We start from the raw sequence: 23,545 nt of genomic DNA, 5'->3' as shown, positions 1-23,545 counted from the left end.
TGGCGACCATAGCGCTGTGGAACCACCCGATCCCATCCCGAACTCGGAAGTGAAACGCAGCTGCGCCAATGGTAGTGTGGCCTAAGCCATGCAAGAGTAGGTCATCGCCAGGGTTTTTATCCCAAAACGCCGCCCCAAAAGGGCGGCGTTTTTCTTTGCGCCGGATCCGCCAGATATCCTGCTGCCGCGCCCGCAACAGGTCATCGCCAGGGTTCATCCCGAAACGCCGCCCCAAACGGGCGGCGCATTCTGTTTGGCGCGGATCCTGCGGATACCCTGCAGCCAGCCCGGTGATCGCCGTCGGAGTGCCGCGGCTCCGGGCCGCCCGTGGGCGGAGCTGATTCGCGCCCCTCAGTTCCAGCGCTAGACCGGTCACCCCTCGCGGTCATGTCGTGGTGGCAGCGACGCCCCGAACGGACTCCAGCCCGCGGCGCGGCGGGGCCGTTCCGTCGGCATGGCCGGGCCTTCGCCCGAACCCGTGCCCGATCGTAGTCCAAGCCCCATCCCGAGCCCGTGCTCCCTCCCTGTGGCAATCCGGCACGCCAGGAGAAGCGTGAAGGACCTCGCCTTTCCGCTGGCCGCGGAATGCGAAAAAACAGTACTTTTTCAGCTTGTTCCCGGCGCTGGCGCGCTGCTATAATTTCGCGCCTTCGGCGGCAGCCTGTTCGGGTCAGCCTTTTGCTCAACTCCCTCGCTGCCGGTCGTCGTTTCGCACGAAAAGCCGTCTTGCTTCAGCTCGGTACCGGCCTCCTGGCCGCCGCCGTAGCGGGGCTGGCCTGGGGTGCGGGGCATGCGGCCGGCGCGTTCACCGGAGCGGCGGCGGCGGCACTGGGCACGATGGGCCTGGCGCGGGTCGCCCTGGGCGGCGGCGTGCAGCCGGCGCGGGTCGCCTACCTGCGGTTGCTGGCCGGAATGCTGCTGAAATGGCTGTTGGTCGCGTTGTTGATTTACCTGGCGCTGGTGCGCGGGCGGTTCCCGCCCCTGGCCACGCTGTCGGGGTTGGTGCTTGCGCTGCTGGTATTCCCGCTGGCGCATCTTTCTGGCTCGGCTACAAGACAAGACACACAGGGTGACAAGTGAGCGCTGAATCCGGTTCCGGTGGTCTGACCGAATACATCAAGCACCATCTGCATCACCTGCAGTGGCAGTACGGCGACAGCAAGTTCGAGACGATCAACCTCGACAGCGTGTTCTTCCTGCTGCTGGCCTCGGTCGTGTTCCTGTTCGTGTTCCTGCGCGTCGCCCGCCGCGCCACCCCGGGCGTTCCGGGCAAGCTCCAGTGCGCCATCGAGATGGTCGTCACCGGCATCGACGGCCTGGTGCGCGAAACCTTCCACGGCCAGAGCAAGTTCATCGCGCCGATGGCGGTCACGATCTTCGCGCTCGTGTTCCTGATGAATTTCATGGACATGATCCCGGTCGACTTCCTGCCCTGGGCCGCCCACTCGGCCGGCGTGAACTACCTGCGCGTCGTCCCGACCGCCGACCTCAACACCACCATCGGCATGTCGCTGGGCGTGTTCCTGCTCATCCACTGGTTCGGCATCAAGCACAAGGGCATCAAGCTCTTCGTCGCCGAAGCCTTCACCGCGCCCTTCCATGCCCACGGCACGCTCGGCAAGATCCTGCTGGCGCCGGCCAACCTGCTGCTGCGCCTGATCGAAGAGCTGGTCCGCCCGCTCAGCCTCTCGCTGCGACTGTTCGGCAACATGTACGCCGGCGAGCTGATCTTCATCCTGATCGCCGTGATGACGCTCGGCGCCGCGATGAACGAGGCGATGACCTACGTGATGGCGCCCGTGCAGTTCATCGCCGGCTTCGTCTGGACCGCGTTCCACATCCTGGTCATCACGCTCCAGGCCTTCATCTACATGATGCTCACCGTGGTCTACCTGTCCATGGCGAGCGAGAAGCACTGATCCACCGGTTTAGTTCCAAATCAGCAACACCACCTTTCAACCAAGCGTAATTCGACGGAGAGCAACATGGAGAACATCAACCTTATCGCCGACGTGATGGGCATGACCGTGATCGCGGCCGGCCTGCTGATCGGCCTGGGCGCGCTCGGCACCGCCATCGGCTTCGCCATCCTCGGCGGCAAGTTCCTGGAAGGCGCTGCCCGCCAGCCGGAGCTGACCCCGATGCTGCAGACCAAGATGTTCATCGTCGCCGGCCTGCTCGACGCCGTGCCGATCATCGGCGTCGCGATCGCGCTGCTGCTGATCTTCGCCAACCCGTTCCTGGCCACCCTCGCCGGCTAATCCCCGCCGCGGTATTGGTTAGCCGGCGGCATGGCGCCGCCGGCGCATAGGAGTAGGACATGGATATCAACATCACCCTGGTCATCCAGGGTCTGGCGTTCTTCGCTGTCGCCTGGATCGTGATGAAGTTCGGCTGGCCGCACATCATGGCGGCCATCGAACAGCGTCAGGCCCAGATCGCCGAAGGCCTGGCCGCCGCCGACCGCAGCAAGAAGGATCTTGCCGTGGCCGAGGAGAAGGTCGCCGAGGCGCTGCGCGAAGCCCGCACCAAGGCCAACGAGATCATCGAGCAGGCCCATGCCCGCGCGAACCAGATCATCGACCAGGCCAAGAACGACGCCATTGCAGAAGCCAACCGCCAGAAGGCGCTGGCCGAAGCCGAGATCGCGTCCGCGGCCAACCGCGCCAAGGAAGACCTGCGTCGCCAGGTGTCCGCGCTTGCGGTCGCCGGCGCCGAGAAGCTGATCCGCCGCGAGATCGACGGCAACGCCCACAAGGCGCTGCTCGACGAGCTGGCCGCCGAGATCTGAGGCCGAACCCGATGAGCCAAGCCCTCACCCTCGCCCGTCCCTATGCCCGCGCCGCGTTCGCGCTGGCCAAGGAAGGCGGCCGCCAGCCGCAGTGGTCGGCCATGCTCGGCTTCGCCGCGCAGGCATCCGCGGTGCCCGGCGTCCAGTCCCTGGTCGGCAGTCCGCTGGCCAAGGCCGATGACCTGGTCGAGCTGCTGCTGCCGCCCGGCGACAGTGACCCGAACTTCCGCCAGTTCCTGGCCGTGCTGGCGGACAACCGCCGGCTGCCGCTGCTGGTGGAGATCGCGGGCCTGTTCGACCAGCTGCGCGCCGAAGCCGAGCGCGTGGTCAAGGCGACGGTGACCTCGGCCCAGCCGATGGACGCGGCCGAACTGGCCAAGCTGCGCGATTCGCTGCGCAAGCGCTTCGGCCAGGACGTCGAGATCCGCACCGCGGTGGACGCGGCGCTGATCGGCGGCGCGGTCATCGACACCGGCGACGTCGTCATCGACGGCTCCATCCGCACCAAGCTGGCGCGCCTCGGGGCGGCGCTGGCGAACTGATCCGAAGAATTCGATTTTCCTTTGAACCAAGCGCCGGCGCGAGCCGGACGACCCAGGGATACCCCCATGCAGACGCTCAACCCGTCCGAAATCAGCGAACTGATCAAGACCCGCATCGAGAAGGTCAAGCTGGCCGCCGAAGCCCGCAACGAAGGCACCGTGACCTCGGTGTCCGACGGCATCGTGCGCATCCACGGCCTGGCCGACGTGATGCAGGGCGAAATGATCGAGCTGCCGAACGCCACCTACGCGCTGGCGCTGAACCTCGAGCGTGACTCGGTCGGCGCCGTGGTCCTGGGTGACTACGAGCACCTGCGCGAAGGCGACGTCGCCAAGACCACTGGCCGCATCCTCGAAGTGCCGGTCGGCCCCGAGCTGCTGGGCCGCGTGGTCAACGCGCTGGGCGAGCCGATCGACGGCAAGGGCCCGATCACCGCGACGCTGAGCGCGCCGGTGGAGAAGGTCGCCCCGGGCGTGATCTGGCGCAAGTCGGTGTCGCAGCCGGTGCAGACCGGCTACAAGTCGGTCGACGCCATGATCCCGGTCGGCCGCGGCCAGCGCGAGCTAGTCATCGGCGACCGCCAGACCGGCAAGACCGCCCTGGCGATCGACGCGATCATCAACCAGAAGGGCACCGGCGTTAAGTGCATCTACGTCGCGATCGGCCAGAAGGCCTCGTCCGTCGCCAACGTCGTGCGCCGCCTGGAAGAGAACGGCGCGCTGGCCCACACCATCGTCGTGGCCGCCACCGCTTCCGAATCCGCCGCGATGCAGTACATCTCTGCCTACTCGGGCTGCACGATGGGCGAGTACTTCCGCGATCGCGGCGAAGACGCGCTGATCGTGTACGACGACCTGTCCAAGCAGGCCGTGGCCTACCGCCAGATCTCGCTGCTGCTGCGCCGCCCGCCGGGCCGCGAAGCCTACCCGGGCGACGTGTTCTATCTGCACTCGCGCCTGCTCGAGCGTGCGGCCCGCGTCAACGAGGAATACGTCGAGAAGTTCACCAACGGCGCCGTGAAGGGCAAGACCGGCTCGCTGACCGCGCTGCCGATCATCGAAACCCAGGCCGGCGACGTCTCGGCCTTCGTGCCGACCAACGTGATCTCGATCACCGACGGCCAGATCTTCCTTGAGACCGACCTGTTCAACGCCGGCATCCGCCCGGCCGTGAACGCCGGCATCTCGGTGTCGCGCGTCGGTGGTGCGGCCCAGACCACGATCATGAAGAAGCTGTCGGGCGGCATCCGCATCTCGCTGGCGCAGTACCGCGAGCTGGCGGCGTTCGCGCAGTTCGCCTCGGACCTCGACGAAGCCACCCGCAAGCAGCTCGAGCGCGGCCAGCGCGTCACCGAGCTGATGAAGCAGAAGCAGTACGCGCCGATGTCGATCGCCCAGATGGCCCTGACCATCTACGCCGTGAACGAGGGTTACCTCGACGACGTGCCGCTGAACAAGCTGCTGGCGGTCGAAGCCGGCCTGCACGCCCACATGAGCAACACCCAGGGCGCGCTGGAGAAGAAGATCGTCGAGACCGGCGCCTGGGACAAGGAAATCGAGGCGCAGTTCAAGCAGATCATCTCCGAGTTCAAGGCCACCGGTTCCTGGTAAACCCCGGAACGCGGTAACCACGACGGCGCGCCCCGGCGCGCCCTAGTCAAGACGAAGAACCCAGCGAGAAGAGCATGGCAGGCGGCAGGGAAATCAAGACCAAGATCAAGAGCGTGCAGAACACCCGCAAGGTGACCCGCGCGCTGGAGATGGTCTCGGCGTCGAAGATCCGCAAGGCGCAGGACCGCATGAAGGCCTCGCGCCCGTATGCGCGCCTGATGCGCCAGGTGATCGGCCACATCGCCAAGGCCAATTCCGAATACGTGCATCCGTTCCTGGCCGAGCGCAAGGACGTGAAGCGGGTCGGCTACGTCATCGTGTCCACCGACCGCGGCCTGTGCGGCGGCCTGAACTCGGTGATGTTCCGCCGCATCCTGGCCGACATGCGCGAGTGGCAGGGCAAGGGCGTCGAAGTCGACGTCGTCTGCATCGGCCAGAAGGCCACGGCGTTCTTCCGCCGCCTGAAGGTCAACCTGCTCGGCTCGGTCACCCACCTGGGCGAGAAGCCGGAGCTGGCCAAGCTGGTCGGCGTCATCAAGGTGATGCTCGACGGCTACAGCGAAGGCAAGCTCGACCGCGTCTTCCTGGCCTACAACGACTTCGTCAACACCATGACCCAGAAGCCGCGCCAGGACCAGCTCCTGCCGCTGCCGCCCTCCGAGTCGCTGGAGAGCAAGCACGACTGGGACTACCTGTACGAACCGGACGCCCAGACGGTGCTCGACCACGTGCTCACGCGCTACGTCGAGTCCCTGGTCTACCAGGCCACGCTGGAAAACCTCGCCTCCGAGCATGCGGCGCGCATGGTGGCCATGAAATCGGCCTCCGACAACGCGACCAAGCTGATCGGCACCTTGAACCTGATCTACAACAAGGCGCGCCAGGCGGCGATCACCCAGGAAATCTCCGAAATCGTCGGCGGCGCCGCGGCAGTTTGACGCGACGCCCCCACACAGCATCAGAACCGAGGAAACAACCATGAGTCAGGGCAAGATCGTTCAGATCATCGGCGCCGTCGTCGACGTCGAGTTCCCGCGCGCCGACGTGCCGAAGGTGTACGACGCGCTGAAGGTGGCGAACACCGAAATCACGCTCGAGGTCCAGCAGCAGCTGGGCGACGGCGTCGTGCGCACCATCGCCCTCGGCTCGACCGACGGCCTCAAGCGCAACCTGGTCGCCACCAACACCGGCAAGGCGATCTCGGTGCCGGTCGGCAAGGCCACCCTGGGCCGCATCATGGACGTGCTGGGCAACCCGATCGACGAGGCCGGCCCGGTGGCCGCCGAGTCGACCTGGGAAATCCATCGCGCCGCGCCGAGCTACGAGGACCAGTCCTCGGGCAACGAGCTGCTGGAAACCGGCATCAAGGTGATCGACCTGATGTGCCCGTTCGCCAAGGGCGGCAAGGTCGGCCTGTTCGGCGGCGCCGGCGTCGGCAAGACCGTCAACATGATGGAACTGATCAACAACATCGCCAAGGCGCACTCGGGTCTGTCCGTGTTCGCCGGCGTGGGCGAGCGTACCCGCGAGGGCAACGACTTCTACCACGAGATGAAGGACTCCAACGTCCTGGACAAGGTCGCGATGGTGTACGGCCAGATGAACGAGCCGCCGGGCAACCGCCTGCGCGTCGCGCTGACCGGCCTGACCATGGCCGAGTTCTTCCGCGACGAGAAGGACGCGCAGGGCAAGGGCAAGGACGTGCTGCTGTTCGTCGACAACATCTACCGCTACACCCTGGCCGGCACCGAAGTGTCGGCGCTGCTGGGCCGCATGCCGTCGGCCGTGGGCTACCAGCCGACGCTGGCCGAGGAAATGGGCGTGCTGCAGGAGCGCATCACCTCGACCAAGACCGGCTCGATCACCTCGATCCAGGCCGTGTACGTGCCCGCGGACGACCTGACCGACCCGTCGCCGGCGACCACCTTCGCCCACCTCGACGCCACCGTCGTGCTGTCGCGAAACATCGCCTCGCTGGGCATCTACCCGGCCGTGGACCCGCTGGACTCGACCTCGCGCCAGCTCGACCCGAACGTGATCGGCAACGAGCACTACGACACCGCGCGCAAGGTGCAGTCGACCCTGCAGAAGTACAAGGAGCTCAAGGACATCATCGCGATCCTGGGCATGGACGAGCTGAGCGAAGAAGACAAGCAGGCCGTGTCCCGCGCCCGCAAGATCGAGCGCTTCTTCTCGCAGCCCTTCCACGTGGCGGAAGTCTTCACCGGTTCGCCGGGCAAGTACGTCACCCTGAAGGACACCATCCGCGGCTTCAAGATGATCTGCGACGGCGAGTGCGACCACCTGCCGGAACAGGCCTTCTACATGGTCGGCGGCATCGAAGAGGCCTTCGAGAAGGCCAAGAAGATGAGCGCCGCGGCCTGATCCGCACGTTCTAAGGACCCACCATGGCATCCACCATCCGTTGCGACATCGTCAGCGCCGAGGAAGAAATCTTCCACGGTGAAGTGCAGATGGTCGTGGCCACCGGCGAGATGGGCGAGCTCGGCATCGCGCCGCGCCACGCCCCGCTGATCACCCGCCTCAAGCCCGGCCAGGTCCGCCTGACCCTGGCCAATGGCGAGGAGCAGCTGTTCTACGTCTCCGGCGGCATCCTCGAGGTGCAGCCGCAGGTGGTGACGGTGCTCACCGACACCGCCATCCGCGGCGGCGACCTCGACGAGGCCCAGGCGCAGAAGGCCAAGGAAGAGGCCGAGCGCGTGCTGGCCAACCGCGGCGAGGCGATGGAGATCGCCGAGGCACAGGCCCGGCTGGCCGAGGCGATGGCGCAGCTGCAGGCGCTCGAGCGCCTGCGCAAGAACCTCAAGCACTGAGTCCGGCGCTACCGCGGACCCTGCAGACGCCGGCCCCGCGCCGGCGTTTTGCATTTTTGCCGACGTGCCGCCGGTCCGCTCAGCGATAGACCCACTGCCGCCAGACGACGAAGCCGATCGCCGCCATCACGGCCTCGACCAGGGGCTTGGCGAACCACGAGATCTGCAGGCTCGTTCCGGTGACGATCGAGGCCAGCAGGTAGGTGCTCATCACCGTCAGCGCGCACCAGGCCAGGATGAAGCGCAGCAGGTGCCGCCGCTGGAGCCGCGTCTTGCCGCCCTCGGCGAAGGTGTAGCGGCCGTTGAGCCAGAAGCCCAGGCAGGCGCCGGCTATGCGCCCGGCGACGTTGCCGGTGGCGACCGGAAGCCCGGCGGCGGTCAGGCCGACGTAGATCGCCGTATCCAGCGCCAGCTGGACCAGGCCGAAGGCCAGGAAAACCAGCGCCTGGCGAGGCAGAGCGGAACGGGTGGCGGACATCGCGCCATGCTAGCAGCGCGCTGCGCCGGCGCCGATACTATGGCGCCACGGAGGACCCCATGAGCCAGCCCCTGCACGTGATCATCCTCGCCGCCGGCGAGGGCAAGCGCATGAAGTCGCGCACTCCCAAGGTGCTGCAGCCGATCGCCGGCCAGCCGATGCTGGCGCATGTGATCGCCGCCGCCCGCGAGCTGGGTGCCGCCGGCATCCACATCGTCTACGGCCACGGCGGCGCCCAGGTGCGTGCCGCCTTCGCCGGCCAGGCCGACCTGCGCTGGGCCGAACAGGCGCAGCAGCTCGGCACCGGCCACGCGGTGCAGCAGGCGATGCCGGCCGTGCCGGACGCCGCCCGCGTGCTGGTGCTGTACGCCGACGTGCCGCTGATCGGCGTCGAGACCCTGCGCCGCCTGCTCGTCGCCGGCGCCGAACGCGCCGCCGTGCTGACCGAGACCCTGGTCGACCCCGCCGGCTACGGCCGCGTCATCCTCGACGGCAACGGCGACGTGCAGGCCATCGTCGAGCACAAGGACGCCGATGAACTGCAACGCGCGGTGAAACTGGTCAACACCGGCGTCATCGCCGCGCCGGCCGCCGACCTGCGGCGCTGGCTCGGCAGGCTCGGGAACGACAACGCCCAGGGCGAGTACTACCTCACCGACATCTTCGCGATGGCGCGCGCCGACGGCCGTTCCGCCGCCCAGGCCGGCTGCCTGGTCGCCGGCGAAGCCGAAGGCGCCAACGACCCAGTCCAGCTGGCGCGGCTGGAGCGCGCTTTCCAGCGCCGCGCGGCCGAGGCGCTGATGCGCGCCGGCGTACGCCTGCTCGACCCGGCGCGCTTCGACCAGCGCGGTCGCGTGGACGCCGGGCAGGACGTCGAGATCGACGCCAACGTGATCCTCGAAGGAAACGTCCGCCTCGGCGACAACGTCCGCATCGGCCCCTACTGCCGCCTGCGCGACGTCGACCTCGCGGCCGGCACCGTGGTGCAGGCGCACTGCGACCTCGAGGGCGTGGTGACGCGTGGTGCCTGCAGCATCGGCCCATTCGCGCGCCTGCGTCCCGGCACCGACCTGGCCGAGGGCGTGCACATCGGCAACTTCGTCGAGACGAAGAAGTCGCGCCTGGGCGCCGGCTCCAAGGCCAACCACCTGGCCTACCTCGGCGACGCCGAGATCGGCGCGGGCGTGAACGTCGGTGCCGGCACCATCACCTGCAACTATGACGGCGTGAACAAGTCGGTGACCACGATCGAGGACGGCGCCTTCATCGGCTCGAACTCCTCGCTGGTCGCGCCGGTCACGATCGGCGCCGGCGCGACCATCGGCGCCGGTTCGGTGATCACCAAGCCGGCGCCGGCCGGCAAGCTCACCGTCGCACGGGGAAAGCAGGTCACGGTGGACGGCTGGCAGCGGCCGACGAAGAAGTCCTGAGCCGCGCCGCCGCCCGGCGGTTCAGACCACGCCGTGGTCCGCCACCGGCAGCACCATCGCCACCACCAGGCCGCCGCCCTCGCGGTTGTTGAGGCTGATGCGGCCGCCGTGCGCTTCGGCGATCTCGCGCGCCAGCGCCAGGCCCAGGCCGGTGCCGCTGCGTTTGGTGGAATAGAAGGGCACCAGCGCGTTGGCCAGCACCGCATCGTTCATGCCGGTGCCGCGGTCCATCACCTCGATGCGCAGCAGGCCCGGATGCCGGCGCACGCGCAGCGCCACGTGCTCCGGCGCCGAGCCCGATTCGTGAGCGTTCTTGAGCAGGTTCAGCAGCGCCTGCTCCATCTGCGGCAGGTCCAGGCGTGCGTTGTCCTCGGGCAGCCCGCCCTCGAGCGCGAACGGAACCTGGCTGCGCAGGCGTTCGACGAACAGCGGCCAGAGCACCGTCTCCAGCCGCGGCGTGGGCAGCTTGGCGAAGCTGGCATAGCCGCGGATGAAACCTTCCAGGTGCCGCGCGCGTTCCTCGATGGTGCCGAAGATCGCCTCCAGCCGCTGGTGCTGGCCGCGGCGCGTGAGTTCGGCGCCGGAATGCGCCAGCGACGCCACCGGCGCCAGCGAGTTGTTCAACTCATGGCTGATGACGCGGATCACCTTCTTCCAGGTCTGCACTTCCTGGCGCCGCAGCTCGGTGGTGAGCTGGCGCAGCAGCAGCAGCTCGTGCGGTCGGCCGTTGAGGCGGAAAGCGCGGCGCGCGAGGTGGTAGACCTCTTCCTCGTCGCCATCGCCGACCGAGAACAGGCCGTCGCCGCCGCGATCCATCGCCTCGCGCAGCGCCGGGGCGGCCTGGCGAAGCAGCGCCTCCAGCGCCAGGCCCTCGAGCTTGCGGCCCTGGTTGAGCAGCTTGCGCGCGGCGAGGTTGCCGTAGACCACGTGGCCGCCGTCGCCGACCAGCAGCATGGCCACCGGCGTGTTCTGCACCATGGTGTCGAGCAGAAGTTCGCGCTGCACCAGCGACAGCCGCTGTTCGCGCAGCACGCCGCCCAGTTCGTTGTGCGCGGCGACCAGGTCGCCCAGTTCGTCGCGCGGTTTCCAGCGCAGGCCGAAGCTGAAGTCGCCGTCGCGGTAGCTCAGGGCCGTGCCGGCCAGCGCGCGGAACAGCGACAGCGCCGGCCGCACCGCCCGCCGTGCCGCCATCAGCGCCACCGGCACGGCCACCAGCAGCGCCGCGCATCCGGCCAGCCAGGGATTCTCGAACAGCCGGTCGAACAGCAGGGCCAACAGCACCGCCACGGTCGCGACGCCGATGCAGACCAAGGCGAGATGGCCGGCGATCGAGCGGCGCGGCGACGGCATCGGTCAGGGCCGGGCGATGCCCAGCCGCTCCATGCGCCGGTACAGCGCCTGCCGGCTCAGGCCCAGGTCGAGTGCGGCCTGGGCGACGATGCCGCCGGCGCGGGCGAGCGCCTGTTCGATGCTGGCGCGGTCGGGCTCGGGATCGGCCGCGACGGCCACGGGAACGGCCGACGCCAGCCCCAGGTCGCCGGCGCCGATGCTGGGGCCGGCGCTGAGCAGGCCGGCACGCTGCATCACATTCTTCAATTCGCGCACGTTGCCGGGCCAGGCATGGCGCACCAGGGTGGCCGCGGCCTCGTCCGAGAGCTGCTTGCCGGGCGCGAGGAAGGACGCGGCCAGCGGCAGGATGTCGCGCGGGCGTTCGGCGAGCGGCGGCAGGCGGAGTTCGATCACGTTGAGGCGATAGTACAAGTCCTCGCGGAACGTGCCTGCGCGGATCATCGCCGGCAGGTCGGCATTGGTGGCGCTGATCACGCGCACCTTCACCTGTCGCTCCTTGTTCGAACCCAGTCGCGAAAAGCGGCCGGTTTCGAGCACACGCAGCAGCTTCATCTGCCCGGCCGGCGGCAGGTTGCCGATCTCGTCCAGGAACAGGGTGCCGCCGTCGGCCGCCTCGAACTTGCCTTCGCGCGCCTTGCCGGCGCCGGTGTAGGCGCCGGCCTCGGCGCCGAATAGTTCGGCCTCGATCAGCTCGCTCGGCAGCGCGCCGCAGTTGAGCGTCACGAAGGGCCCGTCCTTGACCAGCGAGTTGGCCTGGATGATCTCGGCGAAACGCTCCTTGCCCGAACCGTTCGGCCCGGTGATCAGCACCGGCACGTCGGCACGCGCGACCTGGCAGGCCAGGGTGAGCACGCGTTCGGTCGCCGGATCGGCCCAGACCAGGCCGCGCAGATCGTGCTGCGATTCCAGCGCGTGCCGCTGCCGGCGCTCGCGCCCGGCCTGCTGCGCCAGCGCGCGGCTGGCCTGGCCGAGTTCGAGCAGGTTGCCGACGGCGGCCAGCAGCTTGCGGTCGTCCCAGGGTTTGCCCAGGTAGTCGGCGGCGCCGGCCTTGACCAGGTCCACCGCCGATTCCAGATGCGTCCAGGCGGTGAGCAGGATCACCGGAAGGTCCGGGTGCTCGGCGCGGATCGCCTTGAACAGCGCCTGGCCCTCCTCGCCGGACGTGGTGTCGGCGCTGAAGTTCATGTCCTGGATCACCAGGTCCACCGGCTCGCGCCGGAGGCGGGCCAAGCCCTCCTCCGGCGTCGCGGCGCAGACGGTGCGCAGGTCGTGCAGCGAGAACAGCACTTCCAGCGCGGTGGCGACCGTCGGGTTGTCGTCGATGACGAGGATCGTGGGTGCCGGGATCGTGGCGGGAGCGGGTGGCATGCGCCTAGCCTACCGTCAGGCGGTGCGCGTGGCGATGGCCGGCGGCACCGCCGCCGCGCGCCAGGCCGGGCCCAGCACGGCGAGCAGGCCGAGCACCCACATCACCGCCATGGTCAGGCCCAGGTAGCCGACCGGCAGGCGCGGGATCTCGAGCTCCGCCACCAGCAGGTTGTTCAGGGCCAGCGCCAGCGCGATGCCGGCGAGCACGCCGCCGGTGGTGATCAGCACGTTCTCGACCAGGAAGTAGCGCAGGATGTCGTGCTTGCGGGCGCCCAGGGCGCGGCGCACGCCGATCTGCTTGCGGCGCTGGTTCACCCACAGGCTGGCCATGCCGACGATGCCACTGGCGGTGATCAGCAGCAGGAAGCCGGTGACCGCGATCAGCAGGCCGGCCATCATGTTCTCACCCGAATAGCGGCTGGCGCGCGCCTCGGCGAAGGTGCGCTTGCCCAGCAGCACGCGGTCGTTGCGCAGCGCCAGCAGCGCCTTCTCCACGTCGGCCATCACGCGGTCCTGCTGGCCCGGTTCGGTGCGGATCGAGTAGCGCGAGAACGGGTCGAGGTAGTGGATCGGACCGATCATGCTGTTTTCGGCCTGCTCGCTGGCCGGCGCGCTCGGGCTCTGCAGCTTCTCGACCACGCCGACGATGCGCACGGCGCCGGCCTCGTCGCCGCTGCCCAGGTAGAAGGTGCGGCCGACGAAGCTCTTCTCGCCGGGGAACAGGTCCTCGGCCAGGGCCTTGGTGACGATGATCACCGCCGGGTCCTTGCGCTCCAGCGCCGGGTTGAGGTCGATATAGTCGCCGGGCTCGAAATCGCGGCCCTCGACCAGGCGGGCGCCCAGCGTGTGCACCAGCGAATCGCCCTCGCCGCTGAAGTAGTAGGTCGCACCGATGTTGCTGTTGGTCTGGCCCCGGTCGGTGGTCAGGCCGCCGTAGTTCCAGCTCGACTGGCCGAGCGGGATCTGGTTGGCCCAGGTGGCGGCGACCACCCCGGGCACGGCCTTGATCGTCTCGATGTCGCGGCGCTGCATGTCCTGGATGTCGGTGATCTGCCGGTGCGGGTAGAAGCGGATCTCGGACAGGTTCTGTTCGTCGGCACCGGTCGGCCGGGCGGCCGTGGCCAGGCGGTCGCGGATGATGTAGAGCGCGTTGCATACGATGGCCAGCGTCAGCGCGACCTGGGCCGCGATCAGCAGCGGCGCGGTCTTGTTGCGCATCATGGCGGAAAGGATCGGACGGATTTCCATGGTCATTCCTCGGGCGTGCCGTTCGGTTATTGGCTCTTGAGCTGCATGGCGGGCACCACCTGGCAGGCGCGCCAGGTCGGCAGCAGGCCGGCGAGCAGGCTGGCCGCGACCGACAGCACGATGGCGGTGGTCAGCATCAGGCCGTCCACGCGGGTGATCAGCGCGATGTCGTCGTCGAAGCCGCGGATGAACGCCAGCGCCGCGAAGGTCAGGCCCACGCCCACCGCCGCGCCGACCAGGCCGATCACGCCGGCTTCGGTCAGGTACTGGGTGAAGACGTCGCGGCGGGTGGCGCCGAGCGCGCGGCGAACGCCGATCTCGCCGGGCCTCGCGCTGAACTTCGCCAACAGCAGGCCCACGGTGTTGACCAGGCAGACCAGCAGGAAGCCGAAGGCCAGCCAGGTGGACGTGCGGGTGTCGTCGCTGACCACTTCGTTGAAGTCCAGCCACTCCATCACGTTGTGCAGGCGGTTGTTGAGCGGACGCGGAAAGCGGCCCAGCGCCTTCTGCTCGTTGACGTAGGCGTTCAGGTAGTCGGCGTACTCCTGGCGGTCGGCCGCGCTTTCGAGCTCGACCCAGTACGACATCCAGACGCACTCCGAGGCGACGATGCCCTTGAAGCCGGGTTCGGCGCTGGCGCTGCAGTCGATGCTGCCGTTCATCTGCAGCTCGCGCGCGATCGCGGTGCGGAAGGGGATGAACACGTCCTCGCTGGTGCCGTACTGGTTGTTGCCGATCAGGCGGTAGAACTTCGGCACCGGGTTCCAGGTGTCGACCACGCCGACGATGGAATAGTCGGCGTCGCTGATGCGCACCGTCTTGCCCACCGGATCCACGCCCTCGCCGAACACGCGCTCGGACAGGCCGCGGCCGATCACCACCACCGACGCCGCCTTCGCGTCTTCGGCGGCGCTCCAGGCCTGGCCGTACAGGAAGGGCACGTCGAACATCGGGAAGAAGTCGGCGCCGACGGCGACGCCTTCGCTGAAGAACGGCGGCAAATCGGCGCGGCCGGAGTCGATCGCGGGCGCCAGGCCGTAGATCGGCGTCCGGCGTTTGCCCTTGCCCTGCTCCCACAGCGCCATCGCGTCGGTATGGGTGACCTGCGTCGCCGGCTCGCCGTCGTTGGGCGGGTTGTCGGCGGGCGCGTTGTCCAGGCGCGGCACGAAAAGCCGGTCGCTCTTGCCCGGAATCGGGTCGCCGGACATGCCGTGCAGCAGGGTCAGCGTGGTCATGCTGGCGGCGACGCCGACCGACAGGGTCAGCACCATCAGCACGGTCAGCACCGGATTTCGGCGCAGGCTGCGGAAGCCCAGGCCCAGGTAGTAGCGGAACATGGCGGCTCTCCTCAGGCGTTGGCGCTGCTGGCGACGGCGGCGGCGAGGCTGCGCGCGGTCTCGTGGGTCAGGTCGGACACCTGGCCGTCGATGATGTGCACGTTGCGGTGCGCGCGCGCGGCGAGCTCCGGGTCGTGGGTGACCATCAGGATGGTGGTGCCGCCGGCGTTGATCTCCTCCAGCAGTTCCATCACGCCGCGGGCCATCTGCGAGTCGAGGTTGCCGGTCGGTTCGTCGGCGAGCAGCAGCTTGGGCGAACCCGCGAGCGCGCGGGCTATCGCCACGCGCTGCTGCTGGCCGCCGGAGAGTTCGGCCGGGTAGTGCTTCTGGCGCGAGGCCAGGCCGACCTGGCCCAGGGCCTGCTCGATGCGGCGCTTGCGTTCAGCGGCGTTGAAGCCGCGGTAGCGCAGCGGCACGTCGACGTTGTCGAACAGGTTGAGGTCGGGGATCAGGTTGAAGCCCTGGAAGATGAAGCCCAGCTTCTCGTTGCGCAGCTTCGAGCGCGCCCCGTCGTCCAGGCCGCGCACGTCGACGCCGTCGATCCAGTATTCGCCGCCGGTGAACTCCTCGAGCAGGCCGGCGATGTTGAGGAAGGTGGTCTTGCCCGAACCCGAGGGGCCGGTGACCGCGACGAACTCGCCTTCCTTGACGTGGATGTCGAAGCCGCGCAGCGCGTGCGTTTCGATCATGTGGGTCCGGTAGACCTTGCTCAGGTTGTTCATGCGCATCATGGCGGGGCGTCCTCGGCTGGAGTGGGGCGGGTCAGTTGTTGATGGCGACGCGCTCGGCGTCCTGGAAGTTGTCGGTGCCGGCGATCACGACCCGATCGCCCGGCTTCAGCCCGTCGAGGATCTCGACGGCGGAAACACTGGTGGCGCCCAGGCTGATCGGCGTGCGCACGGCGATGTCGCCGTCCATCACGTAGACGTGGCGGCCGCCCTGGGCCTCGATGAAGGGGCCGCGGGCCAGCATCAGCACGTCGGGCTTTTCCTCGAACAGGACGCGGGCGGACACGCGCTGGTTCTGGCGCAGGCCGGCCGGCTGCTCGCCGTCGAAGCGCACGCGCGCCAGCACCTGGCTGTTGACCACCTCGGGCGAGATCGCGGAAATCTTGCCGGTGGCGGTCACCGCACCGATGCGGACTTCGGCGGCCATGCCCAGCCCCAGGTCCTCGGCGTAGCTCTCCGGCATCGCCAGCTCGACCTCGAGCCGCGACAGGTCCACCACCGTCATCAGCGCGGTGTTGGCCACCACCACGGCGCGGTCGGCGACGTTGAGCGTGCCGATGATGCCGTCGACCGGCGCGCGCACGTTCAGTTCGTCGACGCGGCGCTCGAGGTTGGCGGTGAGCAGGCGCTGGCGCTCGAGCAGCTGCTGCTGTGTCTTGAGCGCCAGGGCCACGTCCTGGGTTTCCAGGCCGGCGGCGGAGCCGGCATGTTTGGCGCGGATGTCGGCGCTGGCCATCGCATCCTTGGCGCGCAGGTACTCGACCTCGGCGATCGCACCCAGCTCGAAGCCGCGTTCGGCGCGCTGCAGGTCGCGCAGCGCGGCCAGGCGGGTGACCTCGGCGTCGTCGGCCTCGCGCTTGGCCAGCAGGCTGGCCTTCTGCGCCAGGATGCGCTGGCGCGACACCTCGGCCTCGAGCTGGCTCAGGGTGGCGCGTTCGCGCTGCAGTTCGTTCTGAAGTTCAGGGGAATCGAGCACGGCCATCACGTCGCCCTGCTTCACGGTGTCGCCGGCGTTGATCTTCAGCGTGACCGTGCCGCCGGCCGGCGCATACAGGGTCGGGCTGACGGCGGCGACCACGCGGCCGTTGACCGCGGCGTCGCGGACCAGGGTGCCGCGCTCGACCTGGGCGAAGCGCAGGCGCTCGGACGAGACCGAACGCGAGCTGCCCATCCAGCCCCACAGCAGCCAGGCCAGGACCAGTGCGGCGCCGACGGCGCCGGCGGCAAGCCAGAGCGGACGGCGCGGGTTGGCCTGCTGCTGCGGTTCGACGCGGCGGTCTTGGGCGGAGGTGTCGCGGATCATCGGGCGGACTCGGCAGGGGTTTGTAGGATCAATGCACGAGCCGTGCCAAGACTCAACATGCTGAAACAAAAGGAAAAAATCCCGGCCGCCTGGGTGTCCGCGGTGTCCGGTCGGCGTCCACGGCCGGATTTCCCGGACGCTGCTCCGCCAGCGCCGGCGGGCCGGTTTCCGGACCAATGCGGGCATCCCGTAAACTTGGCACCCCCCTTCCCAAGGAAGACGCCATTCATGTGCGGCATCGTCGGCATCAGCGCCCAGCGCAACATCGTCCAGCACCTCATTGCAGGCCTGAGCGCCCTTGAGTACCGCGGATACGATTCGGCCGGCGTCGCCCTGCTGGGAAAGGAAGGCATCGTCCGCCTGCGCGCCAAGGGCAAGGTGCGCGACCTGGAGGCGCTGCAGCTCGAGACCGGCGTCGACGGCCATTGCGGCATCGCCCACACCCGCTGGGCCACCCATGGCGTGCCCAGCGAGATCAACGCGCACCCGCACGTGTCGGGCTCGATCAGCGTGGTCCACAACGGCATCATCGAGAACCACGCGGCGCTGCGCGACGAACTGCGCGCCGACGGCTTCGAGTTCTCGTCCCAGACCGACACCGAGGTCATCGCCCACCTGGTCGAGCGCGCGCAGCGCCGCGGCCTGGGCCTGCTGGCCGCGGTACAGGACACCGTCGCGCGCCTGCACGGCGCCTACGCCATCGCCGTGGTTTCGGCGCGCGAGCCCGACACCGTGGTCGGCGCCCGCTACGGCGCGCCGCTGATCGCCGGCCTGGGCGAGGGCGAGCAGTACCTGGCCTCGGACGTGCACGCGCTGCTGCCGCTGACCCGGCGTTTCCTCTACCTCGAGGAGGGGGACGTGGTGGAGGTCCGCCGCGAAAGCGTTCGTGTCTTCGACGCCAGCGGCGCCGCGGTGCAGCGCGAGGTCAAGGAATCGCACTTCAGCGCCGACGCGGTCGAGCGCGGCGAGTACGCCCACTACATGCTCAAGGAGATCCACGAGCAGGCCCAGGCCGTCACCGACACGCTCGAAGGCCGCATCGCCGGCGGCAGGATCCTGACCCAGATCTTCGGCGTCGACGCCGCCCAGCTGCTGGCCAAGACCGACGCGGTGCACATCATCGCCTGCGGCACCAGCTACCACGCCGGCCTGGTGGCGCGTTACTGGATCGAGCAGCTCGCCGGCGTGCCATGCACCGCCGAGATCGCCAGCGAATACCGCTACCGTGACCCGGTGGTGAAGGAAGGCACGCTCTTCCTCACCATTTCCCAGTCGGGTGAGACCGCCGACACGCTGGCCGCGCTCAAGCTCGCCAAGCAGCGCCCGTACCTGGCGCAGATGGCGATCTGCAACGTGCCCGAGTCGTCGATCGTGCGCGAGTCGAGCCTGGTGCTGATGACCCGCGCCGGCCCCGAGATCGGCGTCGCCTCGACCAAGGCCTTCACCACCCAGCTGGTCGCGCTGGCGCTGTTCGCGCTGGAGCTGGCCCGCAGCAAGGGCCTGGATGCCGAGCGTTACGCCGACGGCGTGCGCCAGCTAGAGCACCTGCCGGCGCTGATCGGCGAGACGCTCAAGCTCGACGGCGAGATCCAGGCCCTGGCCGCGCATTTCGTCGACAAGCAGCACGCGCTGTTCCTGGGCCGCGGCACCCACTGGCCGGTGGCCATGGAGGGCGCGCTCAAGCTCAAGGAGATCAGCTACATCCACGCCGAGGCCTACGCGGCCGGCGAGCTCAAGCACGGCCCACTGGCCCTGGTGGACGAGAACATGCCGGTGATCGCGGTGGCGCCCAACGACCGCCTGATCGACAAGCTCAAGTCCAACCTGGAGGAAGTGCGCGCCCGCGGTGGCGAGCTCTATGCCTTCGTCGACGAGACCGTCGCGCACGGCCTGGACGCCGCGCACGTGGTCATCCTGCCGGCCGCCGGCGAGATCGCCGCGCCGGTGGTGTCCACCCTCCCGCTGCAGCTGCTGAGCTACCACGTGGCCGTGCTGCGCGGCACCGACGTGGACCAGCCGCGCAACCTGGCCAAGTCGGTGACGGTGGAATAAGCCGGCGCGGGCGCGCCGGTATGCCGGGTTCGATATCGCGCGGTAAGGCGCCGGGCCGCCCCGGACATGGCCGCATGCGCGGAAACGCCCGCTTCTTGCGCGCCGGCAATTGTCTGATTAAAGTCAGGCAATGGAAGCAGATCCCGTCAAGCAGGTCCGGCGCTTCAATCGCGCCGTAACGCAGCGCATCGGCATCCTGACCGACAACTACCTCGGCCGGGGCAGGCCGTGGGGCGAATCCCGGCTGATGTTCGAAATCGGGCTGGACGGTGCCGACGTGCGCCAGCTGCGGGAGCGCCTGTCGCTGGATTCGGGTTACCTCAGCCGCCTGCTGCGCTCGCTGGAAGCGCAGGGCCAGATCGAACTGCGTCCGAGCGAAACCGACGCACGCGTGCGCCGCGCAAGTCTCACGCGCAAGGGAAGAAGCGAGTGGAAGCTCATGGAGGCCCGCTCCGACGGCATCGCCCGGTCGCTGCTGGCGCCGCTCAATGAAACGCAGCGCCGGCGGTTGCTGGCGGCGATGTCCGAGGTCGAGCACCTGCTGGCTGCCAGCGTGATCGTGATCGAAGCCGCGGACCCGGGCAGCGCCGATGCCCGCGCCTGCATCGACGCCTACGTGCGGGAACTGCAGGGGCGGTTCGCCGGCGGATTCGATCCCACGCGCGGCCCCACCGCGTCGCCCGCCGATCTGCGCCCGCCGGGCGGGGCCTTCCTGGTGGCGCGCCTGGAAGGCAAGCCCGTCGGCTGCATCGCACTCAAGGTCGTCGCGGCCGGCATCGGCGAGATCAAGCGCATGTGGGTCGATCCGTCGATGCGCGGGCTTTCGATCGCGACGCGGCTGCTTTCGGCGGTCGAGCAGCAAGCGCTGGCCATGGGCATCGACACCCTGAAGCTAGATACCAACGCGACGCAGACCGAAGCGATCGCGCTCTACGGGCGCAATGGCTACCGCCGGATCGCCGCCTACAACGACAACCCGTACGCAGACCTTTGGTTCGAAAAAAAGATCGCCGCGGGCCAGAGCAAACGTTCAACCAGCACGCGGGGAAAGCGCCGATGAAATGGTTCGCCGTCCTGCTGCTCGCGTGGTCGCTGGGCGCGGACGCGCGCGCGGAAACCTGTCCGGCCGGCGCGTTCCGGAACCAGGGAAATGCCCCGGACTTGCTCGTGCTGGCGCCGGTCGAGTCAATCCCCGCGCCAGGGCTGCGCTGGCTGTTCCTCGATGGTCGCCGCGGCAGCACGCTAGATGCCGATTCGATGGTCCGGTGCCGGTCGGGCGCCGTCGAGGTGCGCACGCACGACGGTTCCTGGCGGCGCTGGTCGCCGATCGAACTGGCGCGGACCGACGTGGAATTCACCAGTGCCGCGACGCCACTGGCAGGCCGCCTGATCGAACCGGCCGCGACCGCCGAGCCGCTGCCCCTGGTGGTGATGGTGCACGGTTCGGAACGTACGCCGGCGCTGGACAGCCCCTACGCCTACCTGCTCGCCGCGCAGCGAATCCGGGTGTTCGTCTACGACAAGCGCGGCACCGGCCGGTCCGCGGGCCAGTACACGCAGAACTTCGAACTGCTGGCCGAAGACGCCGCGAACGCACTGGCGCAGGCGCGCGTGCTGGCCGCGGGACGGTACGACCGAGCGGGCTATTTCGGCGGCAGCCAGGGCGGCTGGGTGGCGCCGCTCGCGGCGACACGCGCACCGGCCGATTTCGTCGCGGTCGGTTTCGGCCTGGTGGTTTCGCCCATCGACGAGGACCGCGAGCAGATGATCGCAGAAGCCCACGCCCTGGGCCTGGGGCCGGAGGCGCTGCAGGGCATCGAGCGCCTGTCGAAGGCGACGGCGGAACTGCTGACCTCGCATTTCGAATCCGGTTACGAGGCGCTGGCCGCGGTCCGCGAAGATCCATCGACGGCAGCCTGGGCCGGGCAGGTGAAGGGCGAACACAGCGGCGCGATGCTGCTGACGCCGGAGGCCGAGCTGCGCCGGATCGGCCGCGCGCGCTTCGACAATCTGGAACTGATCTGGGATTACGACGCGGTTGCGGCGCTCCGCAAGCTCGAAGCGCCGCTGTTGTGGGTCCTGGCCGAGAAGGACCGCGAGGCGCCGATCGAACGCACCCGCGATCTGCTGTTGTCGCTTGCCTCCGCCGGACAGCCCATCGATATCCACCTGTTTCCCGATACCGACCACGGCATGGTCGAGTTCACCGAAGCACCGGACGGATCGCGGCAGGTCACGCGCATCACCGACGGCTACCTTCGGCTGCTCGGTGACTGGATCCGCGGCGTTTCTGCGGAACCCTATGGTCGGGGCGTGCGCTTGCAGGAACCCAAGACGCGCCTTCCCGACTGACCCGGTCGCCGCACACGGCGTTCTACCATCCTGCGCGAAGGCTTGGACTTGCCTTAGACTTGCGCCCTGCGCCGGGGCCTGTCCGCCCCGGGCCGCACGCCCGAGGAAATCGCATGCGCGTCTGCGTCTACGCCGCTTCCAGCGCCAAGGTGGCGCCCGAATTCCACGCCGCCGCGCGCCTGCTCGGCGAAACCCTGGCCGGCAACGGCTGCAGCGTCGTCTACGGCGGCGGCTCGCAGGGCCTGATGGGTTCGCTGGCCGACGGCGCGCTGTCCAAGGGCGGCGAGGTGATCGGCATCCTGCCCAAGTTCATGGCCGACCTGGAGTGGGGCCATCCGGGCCTGACCCACCTGGAGCTGGTCGAGGACATGCGCGAGCGCAAGCACAAGCTGCTCACCGGTTCCGATGCCGTGGTGGCGCTGCCTGGAGGTTGCGGCACGCTGGAAGAGCTGTTCGAGGCGATCACGCTCAAGCGCCTGGGCATCTACTTCAGCCCGATCGTCCTGCTCAACACCCGCGGCTTCTATGCGCCGCTGCAGGCCTTCATGGGCAGCGTGATCGCCGAGCGTTTCATGAACCCCGAACACGCGGCGATGTGGTCGCTGGTCGACCGGGTCGAGGACGTGCTGCCGACGATCGCGGCCACGCCGAAGTGGCGCGAGGACGCGCGCGAGTACGCGGTGGTCAGGTGATGGACCGGGCCTGCGCCGGGTGCGCGGGCCGGGTTTTCAGAGATCGTTTTCCATCCCCTCGAGCGCCGGCCCGAGGATCGCCATCAGTTCAGGTTTTTCCGCGAACCGGGCGTGCGCTCCAGCGATCTTCGGCATGACTTCCTGCATGACCGCCTGCATCTGCTCGTTGTGCCGTTGTTCGGTGGCAGCATCGGGTCGGGGCAAGGCCCGAGCGCGCCGCGCGCAGTCGCGCATCTTCTCGCGCACCGCGTCGATCTTCGGGACCGCGGCACGGGCGCTGGCCTCGTCCGTCACGCTGTCCAGGATGGACGCCATCTCCCGCATGTTCGCCGACATGTCGGCGAACAGCTTGTCGCCCGTGTCGCCGCCCGACGGACCGCATCCGCCCACCAGGGCCAATGCCAGCACCAGCACCACCATCATCAACTTGTTCATCGCCGTCTCCCGAAAGTTCCTGATGGCTCACGCAATGGCGCGCGGTCTGCGCGGGCCGTCGCTTCAGTCGGCCGTGCTCGATTCGGTGGCCGGGTCGTCGAAACCGAAGTCCGGCTCCGGCGCGCCGCCGTCGTCCTCGTCGCTGCGCACGGTCGTGACCGGACCGGCGGCCGGCATGCGCTTGCCCTTGGGCAGCGGCAGCTTGGCCACTTCCTCGCCCGCGGCCAGCACCAGCTCGCTGCGGCGTTCGTCCGGGATTTCCTGCCAGTGGCAGCCCAGGATCGCGCCCTCGAGCGCGTACAGCAGGTTCAGGCTCGGCTTGAAGCCCGCGCGCTTGACGCGCACGTAGGCGGCCAGGGAGCCGACCGCGACCAGGTCTTCCTGCGTGCGGATGCCGGTCTGGCGCAGCCAGGCGGCGGACTTGGGGCCGATGTTGCGAAGTTTTGTCCCGGAACTCATTGCCTCTCCCGATGCCCGGCCGATCAGCCCGGGCCCAACGAATCAATGAACGCTTGCGCCACCGCTTCGAGGCCATGCTGGTCGGCCTCGTCGAAACGGTCCAGGCGCGGGCTGTCGAGGTCGAACACCCCGATCAAGGTATCGCCCCGGTACAGCGGCACCACCAGCTCCGAGCGCGAGGCCGAGTCGCAGGGGATGTGGCCGGGGAAGGCGTCCACGTCCGGCACGCGCTGGGTCTGGCGGGTCGCCGCGGCGGTGCCGCAGACGCCGCGGCCGAGCGCGATGCGGATGCAGGCCGGCTGGCCCTGGAAGGGCCCGACCACCAGCTCGGTGCCGTCGAAGAAATAGAAGCCGACCCAGTTCAGGTCCGGCAGCGAATGGAAGACCAGGGACGAGAGGTTGGCCGCGTTGGCGGTGCGGTCGGACTCGCCGTGCATCAGTCCGCGCGCCTGTTCGAGCAGCTGCGCGTACTGCTGGGCCTTGTCGCCGCTGAGGGTGCTGGACTGGAACATGGAGAAACCTCGCAGGGGACGGC

General features: G+C 68.9%; 24 protein-coding genes and 1 rRNA gene. 15 read left to right on the top strand and 10 right to left on the bottom strand.

The annotated features are described in order from the left end of the window. From rrf to E1B00_RS14620, 10 genes are all read left to right on the top strand, one after another. Window positions 1-113 (top strand): 5S ribosomal RNA (gene rrf / locus E1B00_RS14665); the annotation flags it as partial. A 613-nt stretch (window positions 114-726) separates the two neighbouring features. Beyond that, entirely contained in the window at window positions 727-1,080 is a 354-nt protein-coding gene (locus E1B00_RS14660) for an ATP synthase subunit I (protein WP_176693279.1), read from the top strand. After that, complete coding sequence (gene atpB, locus E1B00_RS14655) at window positions 1,077-1,919, top strand: F0F1 ATP synthase subunit A (RefSeq protein ID WP_220396304.1); 843 nt, start codon at window positions 1,077-1,079, stop codon at window positions 1,917-1,919. The genes E1B00_RS14660 and atpB overlap by 4 nt, the downstream gene beginning before the upstream one ends. A gap of 66 nt (window positions 1,920-1,985) precedes the next feature. Then, window positions 1,986-2,261: a F0F1 ATP synthase subunit C gene (gene atpE / locus E1B00_RS14650; protein WP_425456520.1), complete on the top strand. Its 276-nt coding sequence runs from the start codon at window positions 1,986-1,988 to the stop codon at window positions 2,259-2,261. Window positions 2,262-2,320: 59 nt separating this feature from the next. Beyond that, entirely contained in the window at window positions 2,321-2,791 is a 471-nt protein-coding gene (locus E1B00_RS14645) for a F0F1 ATP synthase subunit B (RefSeq protein ID WP_139450125.1), read from the top strand. 11 nt (window positions 2,792-2,802) lie between these two features. Next, window positions 2,803-3,333: a F0F1 ATP synthase subunit delta gene (locus E1B00_RS14640; RefSeq protein WP_139450122.1), complete on the top strand. Its 531-nt coding sequence runs from the start codon at window positions 2,803-2,805 to the stop codon at window positions 3,331-3,333. Window positions 3,334-3,399: 66 nt separating this feature from the next. Then, a complete protein-coding gene (gene atpA / locus E1B00_RS14635; protein WP_139450119.1) occupies window positions 3,400-4,944 on the top strand; it encodes a F0F1 ATP synthase subunit alpha in 1,545 nt (514 codons plus the stop codon). A 74-nt stretch (window positions 4,945-5,018) separates the two neighbouring features. Beyond that, window positions 5,019-5,882: a F0F1 ATP synthase subunit gamma gene (gene atpG, locus E1B00_RS14630; protein WP_139450117.1), complete on the top strand. Its 864-nt coding sequence runs from the start codon at window positions 5,019-5,021 to the stop codon at window positions 5,880-5,882. 40 nt (window positions 5,883-5,922) lie between these two features. Continuing rightward, entirely contained in the window at window positions 5,923-7,329 is a 1,407-nt protein-coding gene (gene atpD, locus E1B00_RS14625) for a F0F1 ATP synthase subunit beta (protein ID WP_139450115.1), read from the top strand. A gap of 23 nt (window positions 7,330-7,352) precedes the next feature. Continuing rightward, complete coding sequence (locus E1B00_RS14620) at window positions 7,353-7,778, top strand: F0F1 ATP synthase subunit epsilon (RefSeq protein WP_139450113.1); 426 nt, start codon at window positions 7,353-7,355, stop codon at window positions 7,776-7,778. Window positions 7,779-7,857: 79 nt separating this feature from the next. Here E1B00_RS14620 and E1B00_RS14615 read toward each other — a convergent pair whose 3' ends face one another. Further along, complete coding sequence (locus E1B00_RS14615; protein WP_139450111.1) at window positions 7,858-8,256, bottom strand: GtrA family protein; 399 nt, start codon at window positions 8,254-8,256, stop codon at window positions 7,858-7,860. Between the two features lie 59 nt (window positions 8,257-8,315). Here E1B00_RS14615 and glmU point away from each other — a divergent pair, with 59 nt between their 5' ends. Then, window positions 8,316-9,686 (top strand): bifunctional UDP-N-acetylglucosamine diphosphorylase/glucosamine-1-phosphate N-acetyltransferase GlmU, encoded by a 1,371-nt coding sequence (gene glmU, locus E1B00_RS14610; RefSeq protein ID WP_139450108.1) that lies wholly within the window; start codon window positions 8,316-8,318, stop codon window positions 9,684-9,686. Between the two features lie 21 nt (window positions 9,687-9,707). Here glmU and E1B00_RS14605 read toward each other — a convergent pair whose 3' ends face one another. From E1B00_RS14605 to E1B00_RS14580, 6 genes are read right to left on the bottom strand one after another with little or no spacing between them, the layout of a single operon-like run. After that, window positions 9,708-11,036: a sensor histidine kinase gene (locus tag E1B00_RS14605; protein ID WP_139450106.1), complete on the bottom strand. Its 1,329-nt coding sequence runs from the start codon at window positions 11,034-11,036 to the stop codon at window positions 9,708-9,710. Window positions 11,037-11,039: 3 nt separating this feature from the next. Beyond that, complete coding sequence (locus E1B00_RS14600; protein WP_139450104.1) at window positions 11,040-12,404, bottom strand: sigma-54-dependent transcriptional regulator; 1,365 nt, start codon at window positions 12,402-12,404, stop codon at window positions 11,040-11,042. A 15-nt stretch (window positions 12,405-12,419) separates the two neighbouring features. Beyond that, window positions 12,420-13,652 carry an ABC transporter permease gene (locus E1B00_RS14595; protein ID WP_139450103.1) on the bottom strand — a complete coding sequence of 411 codons (1,233 nt, stop codon included), beginning with the start codon at window positions 13,650-13,652 and terminating at the stop codon, window positions 12,420-12,422. Window positions 13,653-13,678: 26 nt separating this feature from the next. Beyond that, complete coding sequence (locus E1B00_RS14590; protein WP_139450100.1) at window positions 13,679-14,989, bottom strand: ABC transporter permease; 1,311 nt, start codon at window positions 14,987-14,989, stop codon at window positions 13,679-13,681. An 11-nt stretch (window positions 14,990-15,000) separates the two neighbouring features. Further along, complete coding sequence (locus tag E1B00_RS14585) at window positions 15,001-15,720, bottom strand: ABC transporter ATP-binding protein (RefSeq protein ID WP_139450098.1); 720 nt, start codon at window positions 15,718-15,720, stop codon at window positions 15,001-15,003. 31 nt (window positions 15,721-15,751) lie between these two features. Beyond that, window positions 15,752-17,020, bottom strand: coding sequence for an efflux RND transporter periplasmic adaptor subunit (locus E1B00_RS14580; protein ID WP_139450095.1), 1,269 nt, complete (start codon window positions 17,018-17,020; stop codon window positions 15,752-15,754). A gap of 228 nt (window positions 17,021-17,248) precedes the next feature. On the opposite strand from E1B00_RS14580, the gene glmS reads away from it, so the two are divergent. The 4 genes from glmS (at window position 17,249) to E1B00_RS14560 (ending at window position 22,116) form a co-directional block, all read left to right on the top strand. Next, window positions 17,249-19,072, top strand: a complete 1,824-nt coding sequence (gene glmS, locus E1B00_RS14575) for a glutamine--fructose-6-phosphate transaminase (isomerizing) (RefSeq protein WP_139450093.1) — start codon at window positions 17,249-17,251, stop codon at window positions 19,070-19,072. Window positions 19,073-19,202: 130 nt separating this feature from the next. Beyond that, window positions 19,203-20,132, top strand: coding sequence for a bifunctional helix-turn-helix transcriptional regulator/GNAT family N-acetyltransferase (locus E1B00_RS14570; RefSeq protein ID WP_139450090.1), 930 nt, complete (start codon window positions 19,203-19,205; stop codon window positions 20,130-20,132). After that, a complete protein-coding gene (locus E1B00_RS14565) occupies window positions 20,129-21,424 on the top strand; it encodes an alpha/beta hydrolase family protein (RefSeq protein ID WP_139450087.1) in 1,296 nt (431 codons plus the stop codon). The genes E1B00_RS14570 and E1B00_RS14565 overlap by 4 nt, the downstream gene beginning before the upstream one ends. Window positions 21,425-21,537: 113 nt before the next feature. Further along, window positions 21,538-22,116 (top strand): LOG family protein, encoded by a 579-nt coding sequence (locus E1B00_RS14560; RefSeq protein ID WP_139450085.1) that lies wholly within the window; start codon window positions 21,538-21,540, stop codon window positions 22,114-22,116. A gap of 36 nt (window positions 22,117-22,152) precedes the next feature. Here E1B00_RS14560 and E1B00_RS14555 read toward each other — a convergent pair whose 3' ends face one another. The 3 genes from E1B00_RS14555 to E1B00_RS14545 all read right to left on the bottom strand — a co-directional run bounded on the left by E1B00_RS14555 (window position 22,153) and on the right by E1B00_RS14545 (window position 23,522). Further along, on the bottom strand, window positions 22,153-22,551 hold the full coding sequence (locus E1B00_RS14555) for a hypothetical protein (protein ID WP_139450082.1): 399 nt from the start codon (window positions 22,549-22,551) through the stop codon (window positions 22,153-22,155). 63 nt (window positions 22,552-22,614) lie between these two features. Next, window positions 22,615-23,010, bottom strand: a complete 396-nt coding sequence (locus tag E1B00_RS14550; RefSeq protein WP_139450079.1) for a TfoX/Sxy family protein — start codon at window positions 23,008-23,010, stop codon at window positions 22,615-22,617. 23 nt (window positions 23,011-23,033) lie between these two features. Further along, the gene (locus tag E1B00_RS14545) at window positions 23,034-23,522 is read right to left on the bottom strand and encodes a GAF domain-containing protein (RefSeq protein WP_139450078.1); all 489 of its coding nucleotides are present in this window, start codon (window positions 23,520-23,522) and stop codon (window positions 23,034-23,036) included. Window positions 23,523-23,545 lie beyond the last annotated feature (23 nt).

The sequence above is a fragment of the Arenimonas terrae genome, from assembly GCF_006265115.1.
Classification (GTDB): Bacteria; Pseudomonadota; Gammaproteobacteria; order Xanthomonadales; family Xanthomonadaceae; genus Arenimonas; species Arenimonas terrae.
The sequence above is the reverse complement of the archived record's forward strand: the minus strand, read 5'-3'. Positions and strand labels throughout refer to the sequence as shown.